The organism is Armatimonadota bacterium (genome assembly GCA_031432545.1).
Taxonomy (GTDB): domain Bacteria; phylum Sysuimicrobiota; class Sysuimicrobiia; order Sysuimicrobiales; family Sysuimicrobiaceae; genus Caldifonticola; species Caldifonticola tengchongensis.
The window spans coordinates 47,540-64,616 of the sequence record JAVKGX010000004.1; the positions used below are offsets into that span (position 1 = coordinate 47,540).

The window sequence follows — 17,077 nt, forward strand, 5'->3', positions numbered from 1 at the left end:
CCCTCCTGGCTTAACCGCGACCTCCGGCCCCAAGGACGCTGACTTCGGAAAAGAAACTCTTCCCGGGCCCCGACCACGGGACGCCGAGGGCCTGGGCCACAGTGGCGCCGACGTCGGAGAAGGTTTCGCGCGTCCCCAGGTCGACACCTGCGCGAACGGCGGGTCCGCAGACCAGCACAGGGACGTATTCCCGGGAATGGTCGGTGCTCGGGGTGGTCGGGTCGTTTCCGTGGTCGGCCGTAAGCACCAAGATGTCATCGGCGGACAACGCGTCCACCACACCGACCAAAGCCGCGTCGATCCGCTCGAGGTTCTCCGCGTAACCCTTGGGGTCGTTGCGGTGACCGTACCGCGTGTCGAGGTCTACCAGATTGCCGAAAACCAGTCCCCGACCCATCCTCCCCATCGCGGCGATTGTCTGGGCCACGCCGTCGAGGTCGTCACGCGTGTGGACCGCCTCCGTAATCCCCCTGCCGGCAAACAAATCCTCGACCTTGCCCACCGCACAGACGTTCAACCCCGCCTGTCGGATCGCGTCCAGCACCGTGGGGGCGACCGGTTCCAACGAGAAGTCCTTCCTCCGGTCGGTGCGCTGGAAACTGCCGGCAGCCCCGACGAACGGCCTGGCGATCACCCGACTGACGGCGTGCTCGCCCACCAGGAGAGCCCGCGCGACCCGGCACATCTCGTACAGGCGCTCCGGTGGGATGACGTCTTCGTGCGCGGCGATCTGGAAGACGCTGTCGGCAGAGGTGTACACGATCGGGCAGCCGGTCCGCATGTGCTCTGGGCCGAGCCTGTGGATGATCTCCGTCCCCGATGCCGCCACGTTGCCCAGCGTGCGCATGCCGATCGCCGCCTCGAACGCCTCGATGACCTCGGCGGGGAAGCCGTTCGGGTACGTCGGAAACGGCCGCTCCAGACGTACCCCCATCAACTCCCAGTGACCGGTCGTGCTGTCCTTGCCCGCCGACACCTGTGCCATGCGGCCGAACGACGCCCGCGGCGCGCGTGCCGGCGGCACGCCCTCGACGGGCACGATGTTGCCCAGACCCAGCGATCCCAGCAGGGGCAGATGCAGCCCGCCGACGGCGCGGGCCGTGTTCTGGAGCGTCGCGCTGCCGGTGTCCCCGTACCGGTCGGCGTCGGGCAGCTCCCCGATCCCCAGACCGTCCAGCACCAGGACGACGGAGCGCGCGTACATGGGGCGGCGGTCAACGATAGGCGGCGCCCCGACGGCGTCTTGGGGGCCGACCGGTGCCGGCAACGCCCATCCGGTCGCGCGGGTGGGCACGGTCGAACACCTCCCGGATGCGTTGGCGCGCCACGTGGGTGTAGACCTGTGTCGTCGAGATGCTCGCATGTCCCAGCATCTCCTGGACCGCTCGGAGGTCGGCTTCCCCCTCCAACAGGTGGGTCGCGAAGGAGTGCCGGAGGACGTGCGGGGTCACCGCCAGGCGCAGCCCGGCCTGCCGCCCGTACTTCCGCACGACCGCCCACGCCGACTGGCGGCTCAGGCGCTGTCCGCCGCGACCGACGAACAACGCCCCCGTCGCGCGCCCCCGGACAAGCAGCGGTCTGGCGCGTTCGAGATAGGCGCGAACCGCCCGCACCGCACACACCCCCACCGGCACCAAGCGTTCCTTGTTCCCCTTTCCCACCATGCGAACGGTCTCCGCAGCCAGGTCCACGTCCCCCACGTCCAGCCCGACGAGCTCGGAAACGCGCAGCCCGCTCGCGTACAGCAACTCCAGCATCGCCCGGTCCCGTGCGCCCTCGGGCGTCGTGGGATCCGGTCGGGTCAGGAGGGCCGCCACCTCCTCGACCGAGAGGACCTTTGGCAGACGACGGCCCATCTTGGGTCCGACCACGTCCTCTGTAGGATCCCGCGTCGCGACCCCCTCGCGCACGAGGAACCGGTAGAAGGACTTCAGAGCGGCCAACCGGCGGCCTACGGTGGCCGGCGCGGCCCCGCGGCGGCGCAGGGCGAACAGGTAGAGGGTCACGACCGACCTCGGGACGTCGCGCGGGTCGCGGACGCCGCGGGGTGCGGCAAACCGAGCGAAGTCCGCCAGGTCGTTCCGGTACGCCAGACACGTGTGCCGGCTCAGGCCCAGTTCCACGAGGGCGTGGTCGATGAACGCATCCACCAGACGCAGGAACGCTGCGGTCTGTCCTGGGGAATCAGCGGGGGGCAGACCGGCCATGGCCCTCGGCGACCAGCAGGATCCCGATCACGCTCTTGGCGTCCTGGATCTCGCCGCTGTCCACCCGGCTGCGGGCCTCGGCCAGCGGTAGAGGCACGACCTCCAGCCCTTCTTCCTCCGCCGCCAGGCGATGCGGACGCAGGTCGGTGCAGGCGTAGACGTGAACGCGCTCGGTGAGGAATCCCGGAGAGGGGAAGAACGTGATCAGGTGCTCGATGCGCCCGGCCTGCATGCCGACTTCTTCGGCGAGCTCGCGCTGCAGGCACTCGGTGACGTCCTCACCGGGTTCGATCGTGCCGGCCGGCAACTCGAGCAGCCACGCGTCCAGCGCCCGCCGATACTGGCGCACCATGAGGACCTCGCCGGCAGGCGTCAGCGGTACCATCGCGACGGCGCCGCGGTGCTCGACGATCTCGCGGGTCGCCGTGCGACCGCTGGGGAGTGCCACTTCCTCCACGCGGACGCGCACGACCCGCCCCTCGAAGACCGTACGCGACCGGATCGGACGCTCCACCGCCGCCGGCCTACTCTCCGTCTCCGACCAGACCGGCCTCGGCGCCCTCGTAGACCGGCGTCCCCTCCCTGCTGGCCAGGTCCCGGTAGGCCGCGATCAACCGTTGCGTGACCGGTCCAGGCTTGCCGTCCCCGATCGTGCGCCCGTCCAGCCACACCACGGGCCCGACCTCCGCCCCGGTGCCGGTGAGGAAGACCTCATCAGCGGTGTAGGTCTCGTGCAGCGTGAACACCTTCTCGTAGCCGGGGATGCCCAGGTCTTGGGCCAGTTTCAGGACCGTGTCACGGGTCACACCCTTGAGGATGCCCAGGTGCGCGGGCGGCGTCCACACCTCCCCGTCGCGCACGACGAAGATGTTGTCGGCGCTGCACTCACAGACGTACCCGTCGCTGGAGAGCATCAGGGCCTCGTCGACGCCCGCCAGGTTCGCCTCGATGCGCGCCATGATCTGGTTCATGTAGTTCAGCGACTTGATGCGTGGGTTGATCGCGTCGGCGCGGTTCTTGCGATGCGTAGCGGTGATCATCCGCAGGCCCTCCCGGTACGCCCGTTCCGGGTAGAGCTGGATGTGGTCGACGATGATGACGACCGTCGGCCGCGGGCACTTGCGCGGATCAATGCCCAGGTCCCCTTTCCCTCGGGAGACCACCGGCCGGATGTACGCGTCGCGCAGCCCGTTGCGCCGGACCGTCTCGACGATCGTCCGTTTCATCTCCTCGGGCGTCATCGGGATCTCGAGCATGATGGACTTCGCCGAATCGTACAGGCGCCGGACGTGCTCGTCCAGTTTGAACACCCGTCCGTTGTACGCACGGATCCCCTCGAAGACCCCGTCCCCGTACAAAAACCCGTGGTCGTACACCGACACCTTCGCCTCGTCCTTGCTCACAAACTCTCCGTTGACGTAGGTGATCAGGCTCACGACCTCACCTCCGTACCCACGACTCCGGCGCGCGAGGACGCGTGCCGCAGGGCTGCTGCGACGAACTCGCGGTACAGCGGGTGCGGCCTGGTCGGCCGCGAACGGTACTCCGCGTGGAACTGCGTCCCCAAGAACCACGGGTGGTCCGGCAGCTCCACGATCTCCACCAGGTTCTTGGCGGGATAGACGCCGGTCACGCGCAACCCGTTGTCCACCAGCCGCCCGAGCAACGCGTTGTTGACCTCGTAGCGGTGCCGGTGGCGTTCTCCGACCTCCTCCACGCCGTAGGCGGCCCGCGCCAGCGATCCAGGCTCCAGCCGGCACACGTACCGCCCCAGCCGCATCGTCCCACCCTTGTCCTCCACACCCTTCTGTTCGGGCAGCAGATCGATGACCGGATATGGCGTCTGGGGGTCCACCTCGGTCGTGTTCGCGCCCTCCATGCCACACACGTGCCGCGCGAACTCCACGACCGCCCACTGCATCCCGTAGCAGACACCGAAGAACGGGATCCGCTTCTCGCGCGCGTAGCGGATCGCGCGCACCTTGCCCTCCACACCGCGGCTGCCGAAACCCGGGCACACCAAAATGCCGTCGAACGCCCGCAGGCGCGCGGCGAGTTCGCCCTCGGACAAGGATTCCAGGTCCTCCGAGTCGATCTTCGTGATCTCGACGCGGGCGTCGGCGGCGATCCCGCCGTGGCGGAGTGCTTCGACGATGCTGACGTACGAGTCCTCCACACCCATGTACTTTCCGACCAGCCCGATGTGCACGGTATGGGTCGGCTCCTTGATCCTGCGCACGATCCACCGCCACCCATCCAGGTCCGGCTCGCGGTCCGGCAGCCCCAGGCGCCGGCAGCACAGGCGGCCCAGCCCCTCCCGCTCCAGGATCAGCGGGACCTCGTAGATCGTCTCGGCGTCCATCGCCTCGATCACCGCTCCGGTCGGCACATCGCAGAACAGCGCGATCTTCTCCCGGACCGCGGCGGTCAGCGGCAGGCTGGTGCGGCAGACGATGACGTCGGGCTGGATCCCGATGCTGCGCAGTTCCTTCACCGAATGCTGGGTGGGTTTCGTCTTCAACTCGCCGGCCGCCGGCAGGTAGGGGATCAGCGACACGTGGACGTACATGCAGTTCGCCTCGCCGACCTGATGGCGGAACTGACGGATCGCCTCCAGAAACGGCAACCCCTCGATGTCCCCGACCGTACCGCCGACCTCGACGATCACCACCTGCGCCCGGGCGACCTCGCCCACCCGCCGGATCTCGTCCTTGATCTCGTTGGTTACGTGGGGGATCACCTGGACCGTGCCGCCTAGGTACTCGCCCCGCCGCTCGCGCGCGATCACCGTCCCGTAGATGCGGCCGGTCGTCGTGTTGTTCTCGCGGCCCAGGTCGACATCCAGGAAGCGCTCGTAGTGACCCAGGTCCATGTCGGTCTCGGCGCCGTCCTCGGTGACGAACACCTCACCGTGCTGATGGGGATTCATCGTCCCCGCGTCCACGTTGACGTAGGGATCGAACTTCAACATCGTGACCCGCAGGCCCCGCGCCACGAACAGCCGGCCCAGCGACGCCGCGGTGATGCCCTTGCCCAGGGCCGAGGCCACGCCGCCGGTCACGAAGATGTATTTCGTCGCTACACCGTCCACGCGTTCCTCCGCTGCCCGGTTCGCCGTGCGACGTCGGGCAAACGTACTGAGAGGGGGAGATGTCTCCCCCTCTCACCGCTCGTGATGACCGCACCGTCGAGTTGTGTCCGCCGTCCCATGTCGCTGTGTGATTCTACCACGCGCTGCGGCCTCCCTGTCACCTCGGTGCCGAAGGCGCCGGACGCCTCAGCATCTCGCGTGCGTGGCGGCGCGCCATCTCCGTCGGCTGTGGGCCGGCCAGCATCCGCGCGACCTCTTCGACGCGCGCCTCGCGCTCCAGCCGCTCGACGACCGCCCGCGTACGGCCGCGCTCGGTGACCTTCCCGACCGCGTAGTGGTGGTCGGCGAAGACGGCGATCTGCGCCAGATGCGTCACGCACAGGACCTGCGACCGGGTCGCGAGCGCCGCCAGCTTCTGCCCGATGACGTGGCCGGTGCGCCCTCCTACGCCGGCGTCGATCTCGTCGAAGACCATGATCGGCGGCGGGTCGCCGCCGATCAGCGCCGAGCGCAGGGCCAGCAGGACCCTGGACAGCTCGCCGCCTGAGGCGACGCGGTGCAACGGCCTGGGCGGCTCGCCCGGGTTGGCGGAAAACAGAAATTCCACCCGGTCGGCGCCCCGCTCACCGACCGCCACGATCTCTCCGCCGACGGGGACCCCCTGCGCATCCTCCCGCCGCCCGAACGCCACCTCGAACCGCGCAGCGGGCATCGCCAGTTCCCGCAGGTGCACCAGGACGGCCTTCTCCATGCGCCCGGCCGCCTCCCTACGCAGCCTTGACAGCCGCGAGGCCTCTTCGGCCAGCTCCGACTGCAGGGCGGTCAGCTCGGACGCGATCTCCTCACGCCGGGCATCCGCCGCGCTCAGAGTCTCGATCTCCGTGGCGGCCTGCTCCCGGTAGGCCATGACGTCTTCGAGGGAGTCGCCGTACTTGCGCATCAGCGCCTGCAGCGAGGCCAAGCGCGCTTCCACCCGCTCGAGCTGCGCGGGGTCCGCCTCCACCCGATCGAGCGCGCGGCGGGCCTCCCTGGCCGCCTCCACGGCGCCCTCACGCAACGCCTGCACGGTCGCCGCGAGTTCGCCCAGCTCGGCGGCCCACGTCGCGGCCTGCGCCAGCGACGCCGCCGCGCGCCCCAGCGCGTCCGACGTCGAACCGTCGGCGCCGTACAGCGCGTCGTACGCGCGTCCCAACGCCTCGCGCAGGCGTTCCGCGTTCGCCAGCCGCGTCCTCGCCTCCTGCAGCGCGTCGAGTTCGCCGGGCCGCAACCGCGCGGCGTCGATCTCGGCGACCTGGAACCGGAGCAGATCCAGACGCTGCGCTCGCTCTCGCTCGTTCGTCTCCACTGCCCGCAGCGCCGCGCGTCGCTCCGACCACCGCCGCACGAGTTCGGCCACCCGCCGTCGTTGCGCGAGCACCCCTTCGCCGCCAAACGCGTCCAGCAGGTCGAGGTGACTGGACAGTTCGAGCAGGCGCTGTCCTTCGTGCTGCCCGTGGATCTCCAGCACGATCTCGCCGATCCGCCGCAGGGTCGAGACCGAGACGGGTGCACCGTTGGCGTACGCCCGCCCGCGGCCGCCCACCTCACGCGCCAGCACGAGGAGGCCCTCTTCTACCCCGACACCCAGCGCGTCCACCCGCGCCGCCAGCTCCGGCACTCTGGACAGGTCGAATACAGCCGTCACACGCGCCTCCTCGGCCCCGGCCCGCACCAGGTCGGAGCTCGCGCGCTGACCCACGGCGACGCCGAGCGCATCGACGAGGATGGACTTGCCGGCGCCGGTCTCGCCGGTAAGGACGTTCAGACCCGGTCCGAACTCGACGCGGACCGCCTCCAGCAGCGCGAAGTCGCGGACGTGGAGTTCACGCAGCATGGACCGTCAGCGGGCGGGCTGAGACGACCTCACCGCTCTCCCCAGGCGAACTTGCGGCGCAGCAACTCGTAGAACATCGGTCTGCGCAGCCGCACCAAGCGGGCGCGCTGCTCGGCCCTGCGGATGCGCACGACGTCGCCTCCTTCCAGGGGACACCCGACCTGGCCGTCCACCGTCAGCAGCACGCCCTCGGTGTCGGAGGCGACCTCCACGGAGGCCACGTCGTCCGCGTCCACGATCACTGTCCTGGCGTTCAGCGTGTGGGGGCAGATCGGTGTGATCACGATCGCCTGGACCCCGGGACTGACGATGGGGCCGCCCGCGGAGAGGTTGTATGCGGTCGAGCCGGTCGGCGTGGCGACGATGAGGCCGTCGGCGAGGTAGGTCGCAAGGTGTTCGTCGTTGATCCGCGCCCGGATGGGCATCAGCCGCGCGTACCCGCTCTTGGTGACCACCATGTCGTTTAGGGCCGTAAAACGCTGAGCCGCCTCGCCCTCACGGACCACCTCGGCGGCCAGCATCATGCGCTCCTCGATGTCGTACTCGCCATCGAGCAGACGCTCGACCGCTTTCGGCAATTCCGCCGGTCCGACCTCGGCGAGAAACCCGAACCCACCCAGGTTGACGCCCAGGATCGGGATGCCGCGCACGGCGGCTGCGCGGGAGGCGTGCAGGATCGTGCCGTCGCCGCCAACCACGATCAGCGCGTCCGAACGCGAGACGATCTCCTGCTCGTCCGCGGCCCAGTCGGCCATCCCCAGCAGAGCGGCGCTGGCGGCGTTCACGGCGATCCGCACCCCGCGCTCGCGCACCCGCCGCCCGACGGCGGCCAGCACGGCCGCACCCTCAGGGTAGGCTTCGGCCTTCTCCGCGTTGACGAGCATCCCTACGGTCTTCGTCAGCGGCAACCTCCTCCCCGAACTATTTCCCTCGCTTCTTCGACGGCGCGTGCAATCCTCTCGTCGGTCAACTCCGGTGCCGCGTCCCTGCGGAGCAGCAGGAAGAACTCGACGTTTCCCCGCTCGCCGCGGATCGGCGAGGGCGTCACCGCTACCGCGCCCAGCCCGTGTGGGGCCAGCGCGTCGGCGACGGTCCGGATCACGTGCCGGTGGACCTCGGGGTCGCGGACGACCCCTCTCTTGGCGACGCCGCGGCCCGCCTCGAACGGCGGCTTGACGAGCGCAACCACCGGCGCCCGCGGACGCAGCAGCGGCACGACAGGCGGGAGGGCGCGCGTCAGCGAGATGAACGAGACGTCGGCACAGGCCACATCCAGCGGATCGGGGACGATGTTGCGCTTGAGGTCTCGGGCGTGAGTCCGCTCCAGGACGACGACGCGCGGATCCGCGCGCAGTCGCAGGTCCAGCTGTCCGTACCCGACGTCCACCGCGTAGACCTTCCGCGCTCCGTGTTGCAGCAGACAGTCGGTGAACCCTCCGGTGCCGGCCCCGAGGTCGAGGCAGACGGCACCACGGACGTCCAGACCGAACGCCCGCAGCGCGTGTTCCAGCTTTAGACCGCCCCGTCCGACATAGGAGTGATCCGGGCCACGGACCTCGATCCGGCTGGTCGGTGTGACCGCCACGCCGGACTTGTCCACACGTCGGCCGTCCACGAAGACGCGCCCGGCCAGGACCAAAGCCTGGGCACGCTCGCGCGATGGCGCCAACCCGCGCTCCACCAGGGCGAGGTCCAGCCGACGCCTCACCCGTGACGCCCTGCCTCGGGCCCCACGGTCAGCGGTCGCGCTCCACGACGAACCTCGCCAGGCCACGCAGGACTTCTGCGCGCGCTCCCAGCGCCGCCAGGGCATCGATCGCCATGTGCATCTGCTCGACGGCCATCGCCCGGGAGCGGTCCAGGCCAAAGACAGCCGGGTAGGTGGCCTTCGCTGCGGCGGAATCGCCGCCCGGAGGTTTGCCCATCTTTTCGGCTTCGCCGACGACGTCGAGGATGTCGTCGGTGATCTGGAACGCCAGCCCCAGGTGCTCGCCGTAGCGTCCGAGCGCACGTGCGTCGGCTTCCGAACCACTCAGCAGCGCCCCGCAACGCGCGCAGGCACGCACCAGTGCTCCCGTCTTCCGCCTGTGGATCTCCGTGACCGCATCGGCCGGCAACTGCCTGCGCTCTGCGAGTAGGTCCAGGACCTGACCGCCGACCATGCCCCCCGTGCCGATGGCCGCGGCGACCTCCCGGATCACCGCCAGCACGCGATCTGCCGGAAAGGACGCACGCAGGTCTGTTATCCACTCGAAGGCGCAGTCGTGGAGCGCATCGCCCGCAAGCACCGCGACGGCCTGCCCATACTTGACGTGACAAGTCGGCTTTCCGCGCCGGGTGTCCGAGTCGTCCATGCTGGGCAGGTCGTCGTGGATCAGCGAGTAGGTGTGCACCGCCTCGACGGCACACGCCAAGGGCATCGCCGTCGCGGGGTCCACACCGCAGGCGTCGGCCGACGCCAGGACCAGTATCGGCCGGAACCGCTTGCCGCCCGCGAAGACGCTATAGCGCATGGCTTCGTGGATGACCGAGGGGTCGGCGTGGGCCGGAGGCAGCAGGGCGTCGAGCGCAGCCTCGACCCTGGGCGTCCAGGCCGTGAAGAATGCGTCCAACGGGTCGGGCATCACGAGGATCAATCCACCGCCGCAGGCCGGCCACGACCTACATTCGAATGCGAAACCCGTCCTCACCCCGAGGCGTCTCCCACGCGACGTGCATGCCCATCACGGTGGCGCCCTCCGGGCCGGAGCGCATCGTCTCCAGGAAGTCCTCGACGGCCCGGCGGGGTCCCTCGGCGACGACCTCCAGCGTTCCGTCGTGCAGGTTTCGCGCGTACCCCGCCACGCCCAGACGCGAGGCCCAGCGCTCGGCGAAGAAGCGAAACCCCACACCCTGGACCCGTCCTCGCAGGATCGCCCGGGCACGTACGGTTGGTTCGTTCATCTGCGGTCGAGGGTGAACGGCCCACCGCGTCCTCAGCTGCAGGACGGCCGGCGACCGCCGGGCCACCGTCAGCCACCGACCACCCGTTCCTCCCGCTCCACGTGCTCCCGGTAGATCCGGCCCAGGATGCCGTTCACGAATCGCCCCGATTCCTCGGTACTGTAGCGCTTGGCGAGTTCGACGGCCTCGTTGATCACCACACTGGGGGGCGTGTCCGTGTGGAGCAACTCGTAGACGGCCATCCGCAGAACACAAACGTCCACCCGGGGCATCCGTTCCAGCGTCCATCCCTCCGCATAGCGAGCGATCAGTGCGTCGGTCTCGCTCCTTCCCTCCCACGCACCGCGGCTCAGCCGGACGATGAACCGCCAGTCGTCGTCGTCCCACCCCTTTTTGACCACGCGGTCGTCTTCGTCCGGCCATCCGTCGGCATACGACGCGACGACCTGCTCCAAGGGAAGGCCGCCTACCTCTGCCTGGAACAGGATGCGCAGTACAGCTTCCCGTGCCATGCGACGGCTGCTCACGCCCGACCCTCCGATCGCATCCGACGCTCCCGGTTCATTATACGGGCGGGGATCGCCGGTCCGCTGAAACGCCTTGGCCGCCCCTCCCATCCGACTCTACCTGGAGAACGAGTGAACTTTTCGTGCCTTCGGAAGCAGGAATTCCCCCCGGGGCGCGAAGAATAGGGGACATTCGGACGATTGCGTCGATTTTCGATATCGACCACCCGGGACGGCTGTGGTCCAGCAAAAGGGGGGTCCCAGATGCAGCACAGACGCAGCTGGAGAGTCGTCCTGGCCGCATCGGCCGTCTTGATGATCGCCTCGGCAGGCTATGGCGGACCGTCCGCGACCGGTTCGCAGACCGCCACCGTCATCGTGCAGCAGGCGATCACGCTCAGCATCGCCAGCCCGACCCTATCGATCACGGTGGCGCCGGACGAGTGCGGGACGGTGAACTCCGGAGCCCTGACGGTCCGCAGCAACGTCAGCTACAACCTGAACCTCCGCGCCAACCCCACCGCCAATCCGAACGCCAGGCCGCGGAGCGGTACGACCGACATGACGAACGTCTTCCAGTGGCGGACCACCTCCCCGACCACCGGGGCGTGGACGGACATCACGACCTCCTATGTCCTCGCGTACTCGGGCACGTCTACGGGAGCGGCCGGCCGCAGCCACGACGTCGACTACCGCCAGTGCGCGACGTTCGACGACGCGCCCGGCGACTACACCATACAGATCGACTGGCAGGCGGTCGGCAACCCGTAGTCGGATGGTTGGCCAAGCGGACGGAGGTTCGCTCCGGCCGTCACCGGATCGATGATTCTCCAGACGGTTCCCGCGCCCGCGGTCCGGACGGCGTGCGCGATTTGTGCCCTGTTCGTGCTGACGGCCGCCAGCCGGCAAGTGGCGGCCCAGTCGGCGATCCGGTTCACCGTCATGCCCGCCGACGTCGAGGTCTCCGTCCCGACTGGCCAGACCGTCGTGACCGGCATCGTGGTGCAGAACGACTCGGCCCATGCGTTGCGGTTCCGGGCTGTGCTGGCCGACCTGTTCCTGCGCCGCGACGGTGTCGCCGACACGCTCGAGGACCGCAGGCTGCCGTGGTCGGTCGTACCCTTCGTCCGCATGGCGCCGGCGGAGTTCGAGATCCCCGCCTCCGGACGACAGTTCGTCCGCATGGCGATCACGCTCCCGCGGGAGACGCGAGGAGGCCGCTACGGTGCGGTGGTCGTCTCCGCGCCGCCCGTGCTCCAGCTTCCCGCCCGGCCACGCCCCGGTGCGGTGGTGATCGCCACACCGAGGATCGCCGCGCGCTTGCTAATCAGCGCAGCCGGAACCGCCGAGGTGGGAGGGCGGATCACGGCCATGGTCGCCAGCCCTAGGTCGGCTGGCCGCGGCATCGACATCCTCGTCACGTTCCGCAACACCGGTAACGTCCACGTACGGGTCAAGGGGGACGTCGCCGTGCTCGATGGCGGTGGCGAGGCCGCAGGGGTGGCTCCATTACCAGAGGGAGTGGTCCTCCCCGGCACGGTGCGGGAGTTCCGCCTGTCGGTGCCTGCAAGCCTCAGGCCGGGCCGCTACACGGTACGGGCGACCCTGGACTATGGTGCGGACGTCCTGCTGGTCGGGCGCCAGGAGTTCACGTATCCCGCCCGCTGACGTGCGAGAGTCCACCCGTCACGTCCGAACCGTCGATCGCTCGGACGGCCGCCGTGGCTGGGAACTTGCGCCCGGGTTGTCGAAGGCGTGGCGGGGTGCGGCCGGGCTCGCCCTGGTCACCCTGGCCCTGGCCGCGGCGCTGCCCGCAGCCCCCGCGCCGGCTGTGCGCCTGTTCCTCGACGGTTCACCGCTGGGGCTGAGGCCCGCACCCTTGCTTGTCGACGGTCTCGTCTATCTGCCGCTGCGTCCGCTCGCCGCGCTCTTTGGGGCGGAAGTCGTCGCCCGACCCGGCATCGTCGAGGTGCGCAAGGCCGACGCCAACGCCTACACCCTCCGACCGGGACGTTCGGAGGTCTGGCAGGCCGATCTGGTCATAGCCGTCCTCCCCGGACCGGTACGCGTCATGAATGGTTCCACCCGGATCCCGCATCCGGCTGCGGAGGTGCTCTTCGACGTCCTCGTCGACTGGGACCCGGCCTCAGGGCGGCTTTCGATCACGACCGCTGATTCTGCGCAGACCACCACGGTCGCAGCGTCGCGACCTCGGGCCACACCCCGTCCGGGCGGGACCACGGACTTCGTCTCCGAGTTTCGGCAGGACCTCACACCCCCGGTTTTTGCATCCGGCCACGTCGTTCTCGGCCTGTCCTTCGACGGCCGTCGGATCGGGCCGAGCGTCGATCTGACCTTCGGGACTCTCGGTCTGCTGGCCGACCGAACGTCGGGGCGATTTTACTTGGGCGCATTCGACCGACTCACCTACGCTGGCTCGGCCATGCTGGAGTGGTCGGATCTGAGGTTGCACTTAGGGGAAGTGGTCTTGGACGACTCTCCCCTCACCCTCTACGAGCAGGGACTGGTCGGGGCCATCGCGCAGACGCGGGTGGGAAGCCTGAGCATGGTCCTTTGGGGCGGCGCGCTGCCCGGTGCTTGGACGCCCGTGTACGGCGCGCAGCTGCGACTGCCACGCATGGGGGATTGGTCAGTCGGCGCGACGCTGCTGTACGACCCCGCATCCACTGCCTTCGTCGTCAAGAGCCTCTTGCGCTGGGATCCGTTCGCGCACCTCGCACTGTTCGCCGAGGTCGCCACGGGCGGTTCACCCGAGGGTAGCGGGTTCGCGTGGCGGGCCGGTGCCGCGGCGTCGTTTGCGAACCTCGGAGCGGAACTCAGTTACCTCTGGCTGGGGCCTGGCTTCCCCACGATGGGCAATGCGACCCAGTTCGCCGACCGCCACGGCGGTCTCCTCAGACTCTTCTACGTGCCCGACGACCGCTGGTACGTCGCCGCCAGCGCCGCGTTCCTGCGTGCCAACGCGCCCGGCACAGCCGATCGATCCGCCTATGGCCTCCTGGCGACGTATCGCGCATCGCAGGAGCTTTTGCTTGCGGGGACGTTCTCTCACAGGGACGACGCTTCGGTTCGGGTGACCCAGGGAAGCCTGCACGCCCTGTACGCGCGCAGCCCCTGGGCGGTCTCGCTGTCGGCCGGCTACGTGTTGCAGGCCGGGGTACTCGGAAGCCCGTCGTCTTGGCGGGTGGAGGTGCGTCCCGTTCTACAGCTGCCCGCGGGAGCCTACCTCTCCGGCGAGCTGGCCCGCCACTTCGGCTCTCCAGACGGGTGGATCTTCGGTGTCGGCGGCTCGTTTCGGATCGGCCCGGACCTCCACCTCCGTGCCCAGGCTCGATACGCGGCGCTGGACTCCGGCTACGAAGGGCTGGTGGAAATCGGGGTCGCCAGGCAGGTCGGCGGAGGCGCGAGCGTGTCTGTCGGCGGCGGTCTCCGCCTGCGGTCGGGTGCCACGACGCCGTATGCGACCGTACACTACGCTTTCCCCCTCTCGTTCCGCGGAAGCGTCCCGGTCGGGCGCCTCGAAGTGGTCGTCTTCCGGGACATCAACGGCGACGGTCGGCGTGACGAGGACGAGCCGGGAGTCCCCGACGTGGTCATCCGCATCGACGGGCGCCGCGCCGCCCTCTCCGGGTCCGGCGGGCAGGCCACCATGGATCCGGTCCGCGAGGGATCCTACACGGTATCGGTGGACGAGGATACGGTACCGGTTGACCTCATGGTCGAGGAGGGAGCGCTGCGGGCACAGGTCCACGCAGGAGGGACCACCGTGGTCCAGGTCGCGCTCGTGCCGGCGGCGACGGTGCGGGGTACCGTCTACGTGGACACCAACAACAACGGGCGGCGGGATCCCAGCGAGCCGGCGGTCGAGGGCGTCATCCTCGTCCTGTGGCCGGGCGAAGAGCGCAGGACCACCGACGAACGCGGGGCATTCGAGTTCTTCCCCCTACGCCCGGGAGACCACCGAGTGCGGCTGCTTGCGGACTCCCTTCCACCCCACCTGGCCGTCCCGGCGGATGGAGCCGAGTTCACCGTCCGTGTGGCCCCCGGGCAGACCCTCGAGCTGGCGGTGCGGCTCATCCCGAGGACCAGGCCCGTCGTGCCGAGCTTCCCGTAAGCCCCGCTACATCACCAGGATCACCAGCAGCTGTCGGGCAGCTTCCGAGACGACGGCATCACCCCGTGCCACGTACTCCAGCTCCGCGGTCGTCTGCCGCAAGGCCAGATCCGCGGCGATGCAGGCGCGGACGACCACGTCGTGCGTCCGACCCGTGGTCCTGCCCTGGCCGGAAGCCACCGTAACGAAGTTGCCGGCGAGGGGCGACCCCCCGACCTGCCAGGAGAGTCCCGGTCCGCCCGTCCGCAGCCGCACGGTCAGTTCGTAGGTCACGTTGCTCCTGACGTGCACGGTCGTCACCAGGGACCCGCACCGGCGGGCAGGGATGGACAGGTGCTGTGGCGCAGACAGCAGTGTGACCTGGATGCGGGGGAGTACGGTGATGCCTACGGTCTGCGTTCGCCCGGCGCCAGAGACACCGGGTGCGGGGTAGAACAGCGCCACAACCACGACGATCCAGGCAGCGCCGTTTCGCACGTCTTCCGCTCCTCCGCGCGAGCAGGCGCCCAGCACAGCGGCCCTGCCTCACGACCGAGGAAGCAGGGCCACACATGGACCCTCGCTTCGGCAGCCCGGCGACCGTGGCCCCGATGGGGCTGTAGGCCCGTGGCTTTGCGTCCCCGGGTTTCCCTGGGTTTGCCCTTTCGGTCGAGCGCTATTCGGTTTTCACCCACTCTCTAATGCAAGAAGCGTGCCACGCCACAGACACCTCTACCGGACGCGTTCCAGGTACTGACCCGTGCGGGTGTCCACGCGGATCTTCTCGCCCTGGCCCACGAACAGGGGAACATGGACCACCGCCCCGGTCTCCAGTTTTGCGGGCTTGCTGCCGCCCGACACCGTGTCGCCGCGCACGCCCGGAGAGGTCTCGACCACGGTGAGCTCGACGCTGTTGGGCAGCTCCACTTCCAGTGGTCTGCCCTCGTGGAAGACCACCTCGACCGTCATCCCGTCCTTGAGGAAGCGCCTGCCGTCGCCGACGACCTCGGCGGGCAGCGTGATCTGCTCGTAGGTCTCGTTGTCCATGAAGTGGTAGGCCTCGCCGTCGTGGTATAGGTACTGCATCTCCTTCGTCTCGAGATAGGCGCGGGGCACGCGCTCACCGGCGTTGAACTTCCGCTCCACGATCGCACCCGTGCGCATGTTCCGGATCTTCGCCCGTACGTACGCCGACCCGCGGCCGATCTTGACGTGCTGCGATTCCACGACGGTGTACAGCTCACCGTCCAGTTCGATGTGCACACCGGGCCGAAAGTCGTTGCTGGAGATCATCCTGCCGTGTCCTCCCGCTCGTTCCACATCGTTCTGCCCGCGCGATGGCACCATCGTACCATCGACCGACCCCGCACGTAGATGGGGGTGCGGGCAATGGACCGCTGAAGACCCTCGGCCTGCACCTGATGGCTGATGGGGCCGCTAAGACGAGACGATGGCCACGTCGCCGCCCATCTGCTCGGCCAGTGCCAGCGCCTGCTCCGCCTTCTGCAGCAGGGGTCCCGGCTCGTCCGCGTGCTCGGGACAGGCCGCCACCCCCGCGCTGATCTGCGGCGCGAGCCCGCCCTGGTGCATTTCGGCGCGCGCCGCCAGGTCCTCGCGAAGGCGCTCGACGACGAGCATCCCCGATGCGCCGTCCGTCTCCGGCAACAGCACCGCGATGCGATCCGCGGCCAGGCGGCACTTCGCGTCGACCGAGCGGGTGGACTCCTTGAGGACCTGCGCCACCTGCTCGACGGCGGCCTCCGCGCCCTGCGGGCCGTGCTGGGATGCCAGTTCCTCGTAGTTGTCTACCTTCAGCAGAGCCAGGCACAGCGGACGGCCGTAGCGCACCGATCGCCGGACCTCGATGGGCAGGACGATCCGGAAGTACGACTCGTTGAACAGATCCGTTGCCCAGTCCTTGAGCGTGGTGTCGTCCGGAGCCCGTGCGGGCTCCGGCACCGTCCCCTCCCTCTCGGGGATCCGCCTCGCCGCGTCGTGCCACGACACGATGTCCATGGCCGCCCGGTCGAACTCCCCCGAAAGCGCCGCGGTCTCCTCCGCGGTCAGGTCCGACAGCACGCTCAGCACCGCACCGCGGAACGCCAGGAGGAGTTCGAGGCGGTCCGCGGCCGGCGCCCCCGACGTGGTGCGCTGCAGGTCCGACCTCACGAACGCGCGCACCGCATCCCGCTCCCCGCGCAGCGCCCGCTCGACGCCGTCGAGCAGCTCGCGACCCCACCTCTGCAGCGCCTGCGCCGACCGCGGCTTGGAGCCCCCGGTCTGGACAGCCTGCAACCAGGTCTCGAGGATCCGCTCCCGGTCGGTGTGCCTCATGCGGCCTCC

The 17,077-nt window shown here is 69.4% G+C and carries 17 protein-coding genes and 1 riboswitch; of the genes, 3 read left to right on the forward strand and 14 right to left on the reverse strand.

Annotated elements, in window-relative coordinates:
* Nucleotides 1-10: 10 nt before the first annotated feature.
* From QN163_05820 to nusB, 11 genes are all read right to left on the reverse strand, one after another.
* On the reverse strand, nucleotides 11-1,204 hold the full coding sequence (locus QN163_05820) for a phosphopentomutase (protein ID MDR5683527.1): 1,194 nt from the start codon (nucleotides 1,202-1,204) through the stop codon (nucleotides 11-13).
* A gap of 10 nt (nucleotides 1,205-1,214) precedes the next feature.
* A complete protein-coding gene (gene xerD, locus QN163_05825) occupies nucleotides 1,215-2,207 on the reverse strand; it encodes a site-specific tyrosine recombinase XerD (protein MDR5683528.1) in 993 nt (330 codons plus the stop codon).
* Nucleotides 2,185-2,721, reverse strand: a complete 537-nt coding sequence (locus tag QN163_05830; protein MDR5683529.1) for an NUDIX hydrolase — start codon at nucleotides 2,719-2,721, stop codon at nucleotides 2,185-2,187. The genes xerD and QN163_05830 overlap by 23 nt, the downstream gene beginning before the upstream one ends.
* A gap of 10 nt (nucleotides 2,722-2,731) precedes the next feature.
* Nucleotides 2,732-3,643, reverse strand: coding sequence for a branched-chain-amino-acid transaminase (ilvE, locus tag QN163_05835; protein ID MDR5683530.1), 912 nt, complete (start codon nucleotides 3,641-3,643; stop codon nucleotides 2,732-2,734).
* The gene (locus tag QN163_05840) at nucleotides 3,640-5,298 is read right to left on the reverse strand and encodes a CTP synthase (GenBank protein MDR5683531.1); all 1,659 of its coding nucleotides are present in this window, start codon (nucleotides 5,296-5,298) and stop codon (nucleotides 3,640-3,642) included. Before QN163_05840 ends, ilvE begins: the two co-directional genes overlap by 4 nt.
* A gap of 157 nt (nucleotides 5,299-5,455) precedes the next feature.
* Nucleotides 5,456-7,171 carry a DNA repair protein RecN gene (gene recN, locus QN163_05845; GenBank protein MDR5683532.1) on the reverse strand — a complete coding sequence of 572 codons (1,716 nt, stop codon included), beginning with the start codon at nucleotides 7,169-7,171 and terminating at the stop codon, nucleotides 5,456-5,458.
* A gap of 29 nt (nucleotides 7,172-7,200) precedes the next feature.
* Entirely contained in the window at nucleotides 7,201-8,079 is an 879-nt protein-coding gene (locus QN163_05850) for an NAD(+)/NADH kinase (GenBank protein ID MDR5683533.1), read from the reverse strand.
* On the reverse strand, nucleotides 8,070-8,879 hold the full coding sequence (locus tag QN163_05855) for a TlyA family RNA methyltransferase (GenBank protein ID MDR5683534.1): 810 nt from the start codon (nucleotides 8,877-8,879) through the stop codon (nucleotides 8,070-8,072). Before QN163_05855 ends, QN163_05850 begins: the two co-directional genes overlap by 10 nt.
* 28 nt (nucleotides 8,880-8,907) lie before the next feature.
* The gene (locus tag QN163_05860; GenBank protein MDR5683535.1) at nucleotides 8,908-9,798 is read right to left on the reverse strand and encodes a polyprenyl synthetase family protein; all 891 of its coding nucleotides are present in this window, start codon (nucleotides 9,796-9,798) and stop codon (nucleotides 8,908-8,910) included.
* Between the two features lie 34 nt (nucleotides 9,799-9,832).
* A complete protein-coding gene (locus tag QN163_05865) occupies nucleotides 9,833-10,114 on the reverse strand; it encodes an acylphosphatase (GenBank protein ID MDR5683536.1) in 282 nt (93 codons plus the stop codon).
* 68 nt (nucleotides 10,115-10,182) lie between these two features.
* Nucleotides 10,183-10,641: a transcription antitermination factor NusB gene (gene nusB / locus QN163_05870; protein MDR5683537.1), complete on the reverse strand. Its 459-nt coding sequence runs from the start codon at nucleotides 10,639-10,641 to the stop codon at nucleotides 10,183-10,185.
* Nucleotides 10,642-10,884: 243 nt separating this feature from the next.
* Between nusB and QN163_05875 the strand changes: the two genes are divergently transcribed.
* From QN163_05875 to QN163_05885, 3 genes are all read left to right on the forward strand, one after another.
* On the forward strand, nucleotides 10,885-11,391 hold the full coding sequence (locus tag QN163_05875; protein MDR5683538.1) for a hypothetical protein: 507 nt from the start codon (nucleotides 10,885-10,887) through the stop codon (nucleotides 11,389-11,391).
* Between the two features lie 51 nt (nucleotides 11,392-11,442).
* Nucleotides 11,443-12,288 carry a hypothetical protein gene (locus QN163_05880; GenBank protein MDR5683539.1) on the forward strand — a complete coding sequence of 282 codons (846 nt, stop codon included), beginning with the start codon at nucleotides 11,443-11,445 and terminating at the stop codon, nucleotides 12,286-12,288.
* 76 nt (nucleotides 12,289-12,364) lie between these two features.
* Nucleotides 12,365-14,755, forward strand: a complete 2,391-nt coding sequence (locus tag QN163_05885) for an SdrD B-like domain-containing protein (protein MDR5683540.1) — start codon at nucleotides 12,365-12,367, stop codon at nucleotides 14,753-14,755.
* A 6-nt stretch (nucleotides 14,756-14,761) separates the two neighbouring features.
* Here QN163_05885 and QN163_05890 read toward each other — a convergent pair whose 3' ends face one another.
* From QN163_05890 to QN163_05900, 3 genes are all read right to left on the reverse strand, one after another.
* A complete protein-coding gene (locus tag QN163_05890; GenBank protein ID MDR5683541.1) occupies nucleotides 14,762-15,232 on the reverse strand; it encodes a hypothetical protein in 471 nt (156 codons plus the stop codon).
* Between the two features lie 86 nt (nucleotides 15,233-15,318).
* Nucleotides 15,319-15,406: riboswitch (cyclic di-GMP riboswitch) on the reverse strand.
* A 60-nt stretch (nucleotides 15,407-15,466) separates the two neighbouring features.
* Nucleotides 15,467-16,027: an elongation factor P gene (gene efp / locus QN163_05895; protein MDR5683542.1), complete on the reverse strand. Its 561-nt coding sequence runs from the start codon at nucleotides 16,025-16,027 to the stop codon at nucleotides 15,467-15,469.
* Between the two features lie 144 nt (nucleotides 16,028-16,171).
* On the reverse strand, nucleotides 16,172-17,068 hold the full coding sequence (locus QN163_05900) for a GGDEF domain-containing protein (protein ID MDR5683543.1): 897 nt from the start codon (nucleotides 17,066-17,068) through the stop codon (nucleotides 16,172-16,174).
* Nucleotides 17,069-17,077 lie beyond the last annotated feature (9 nt).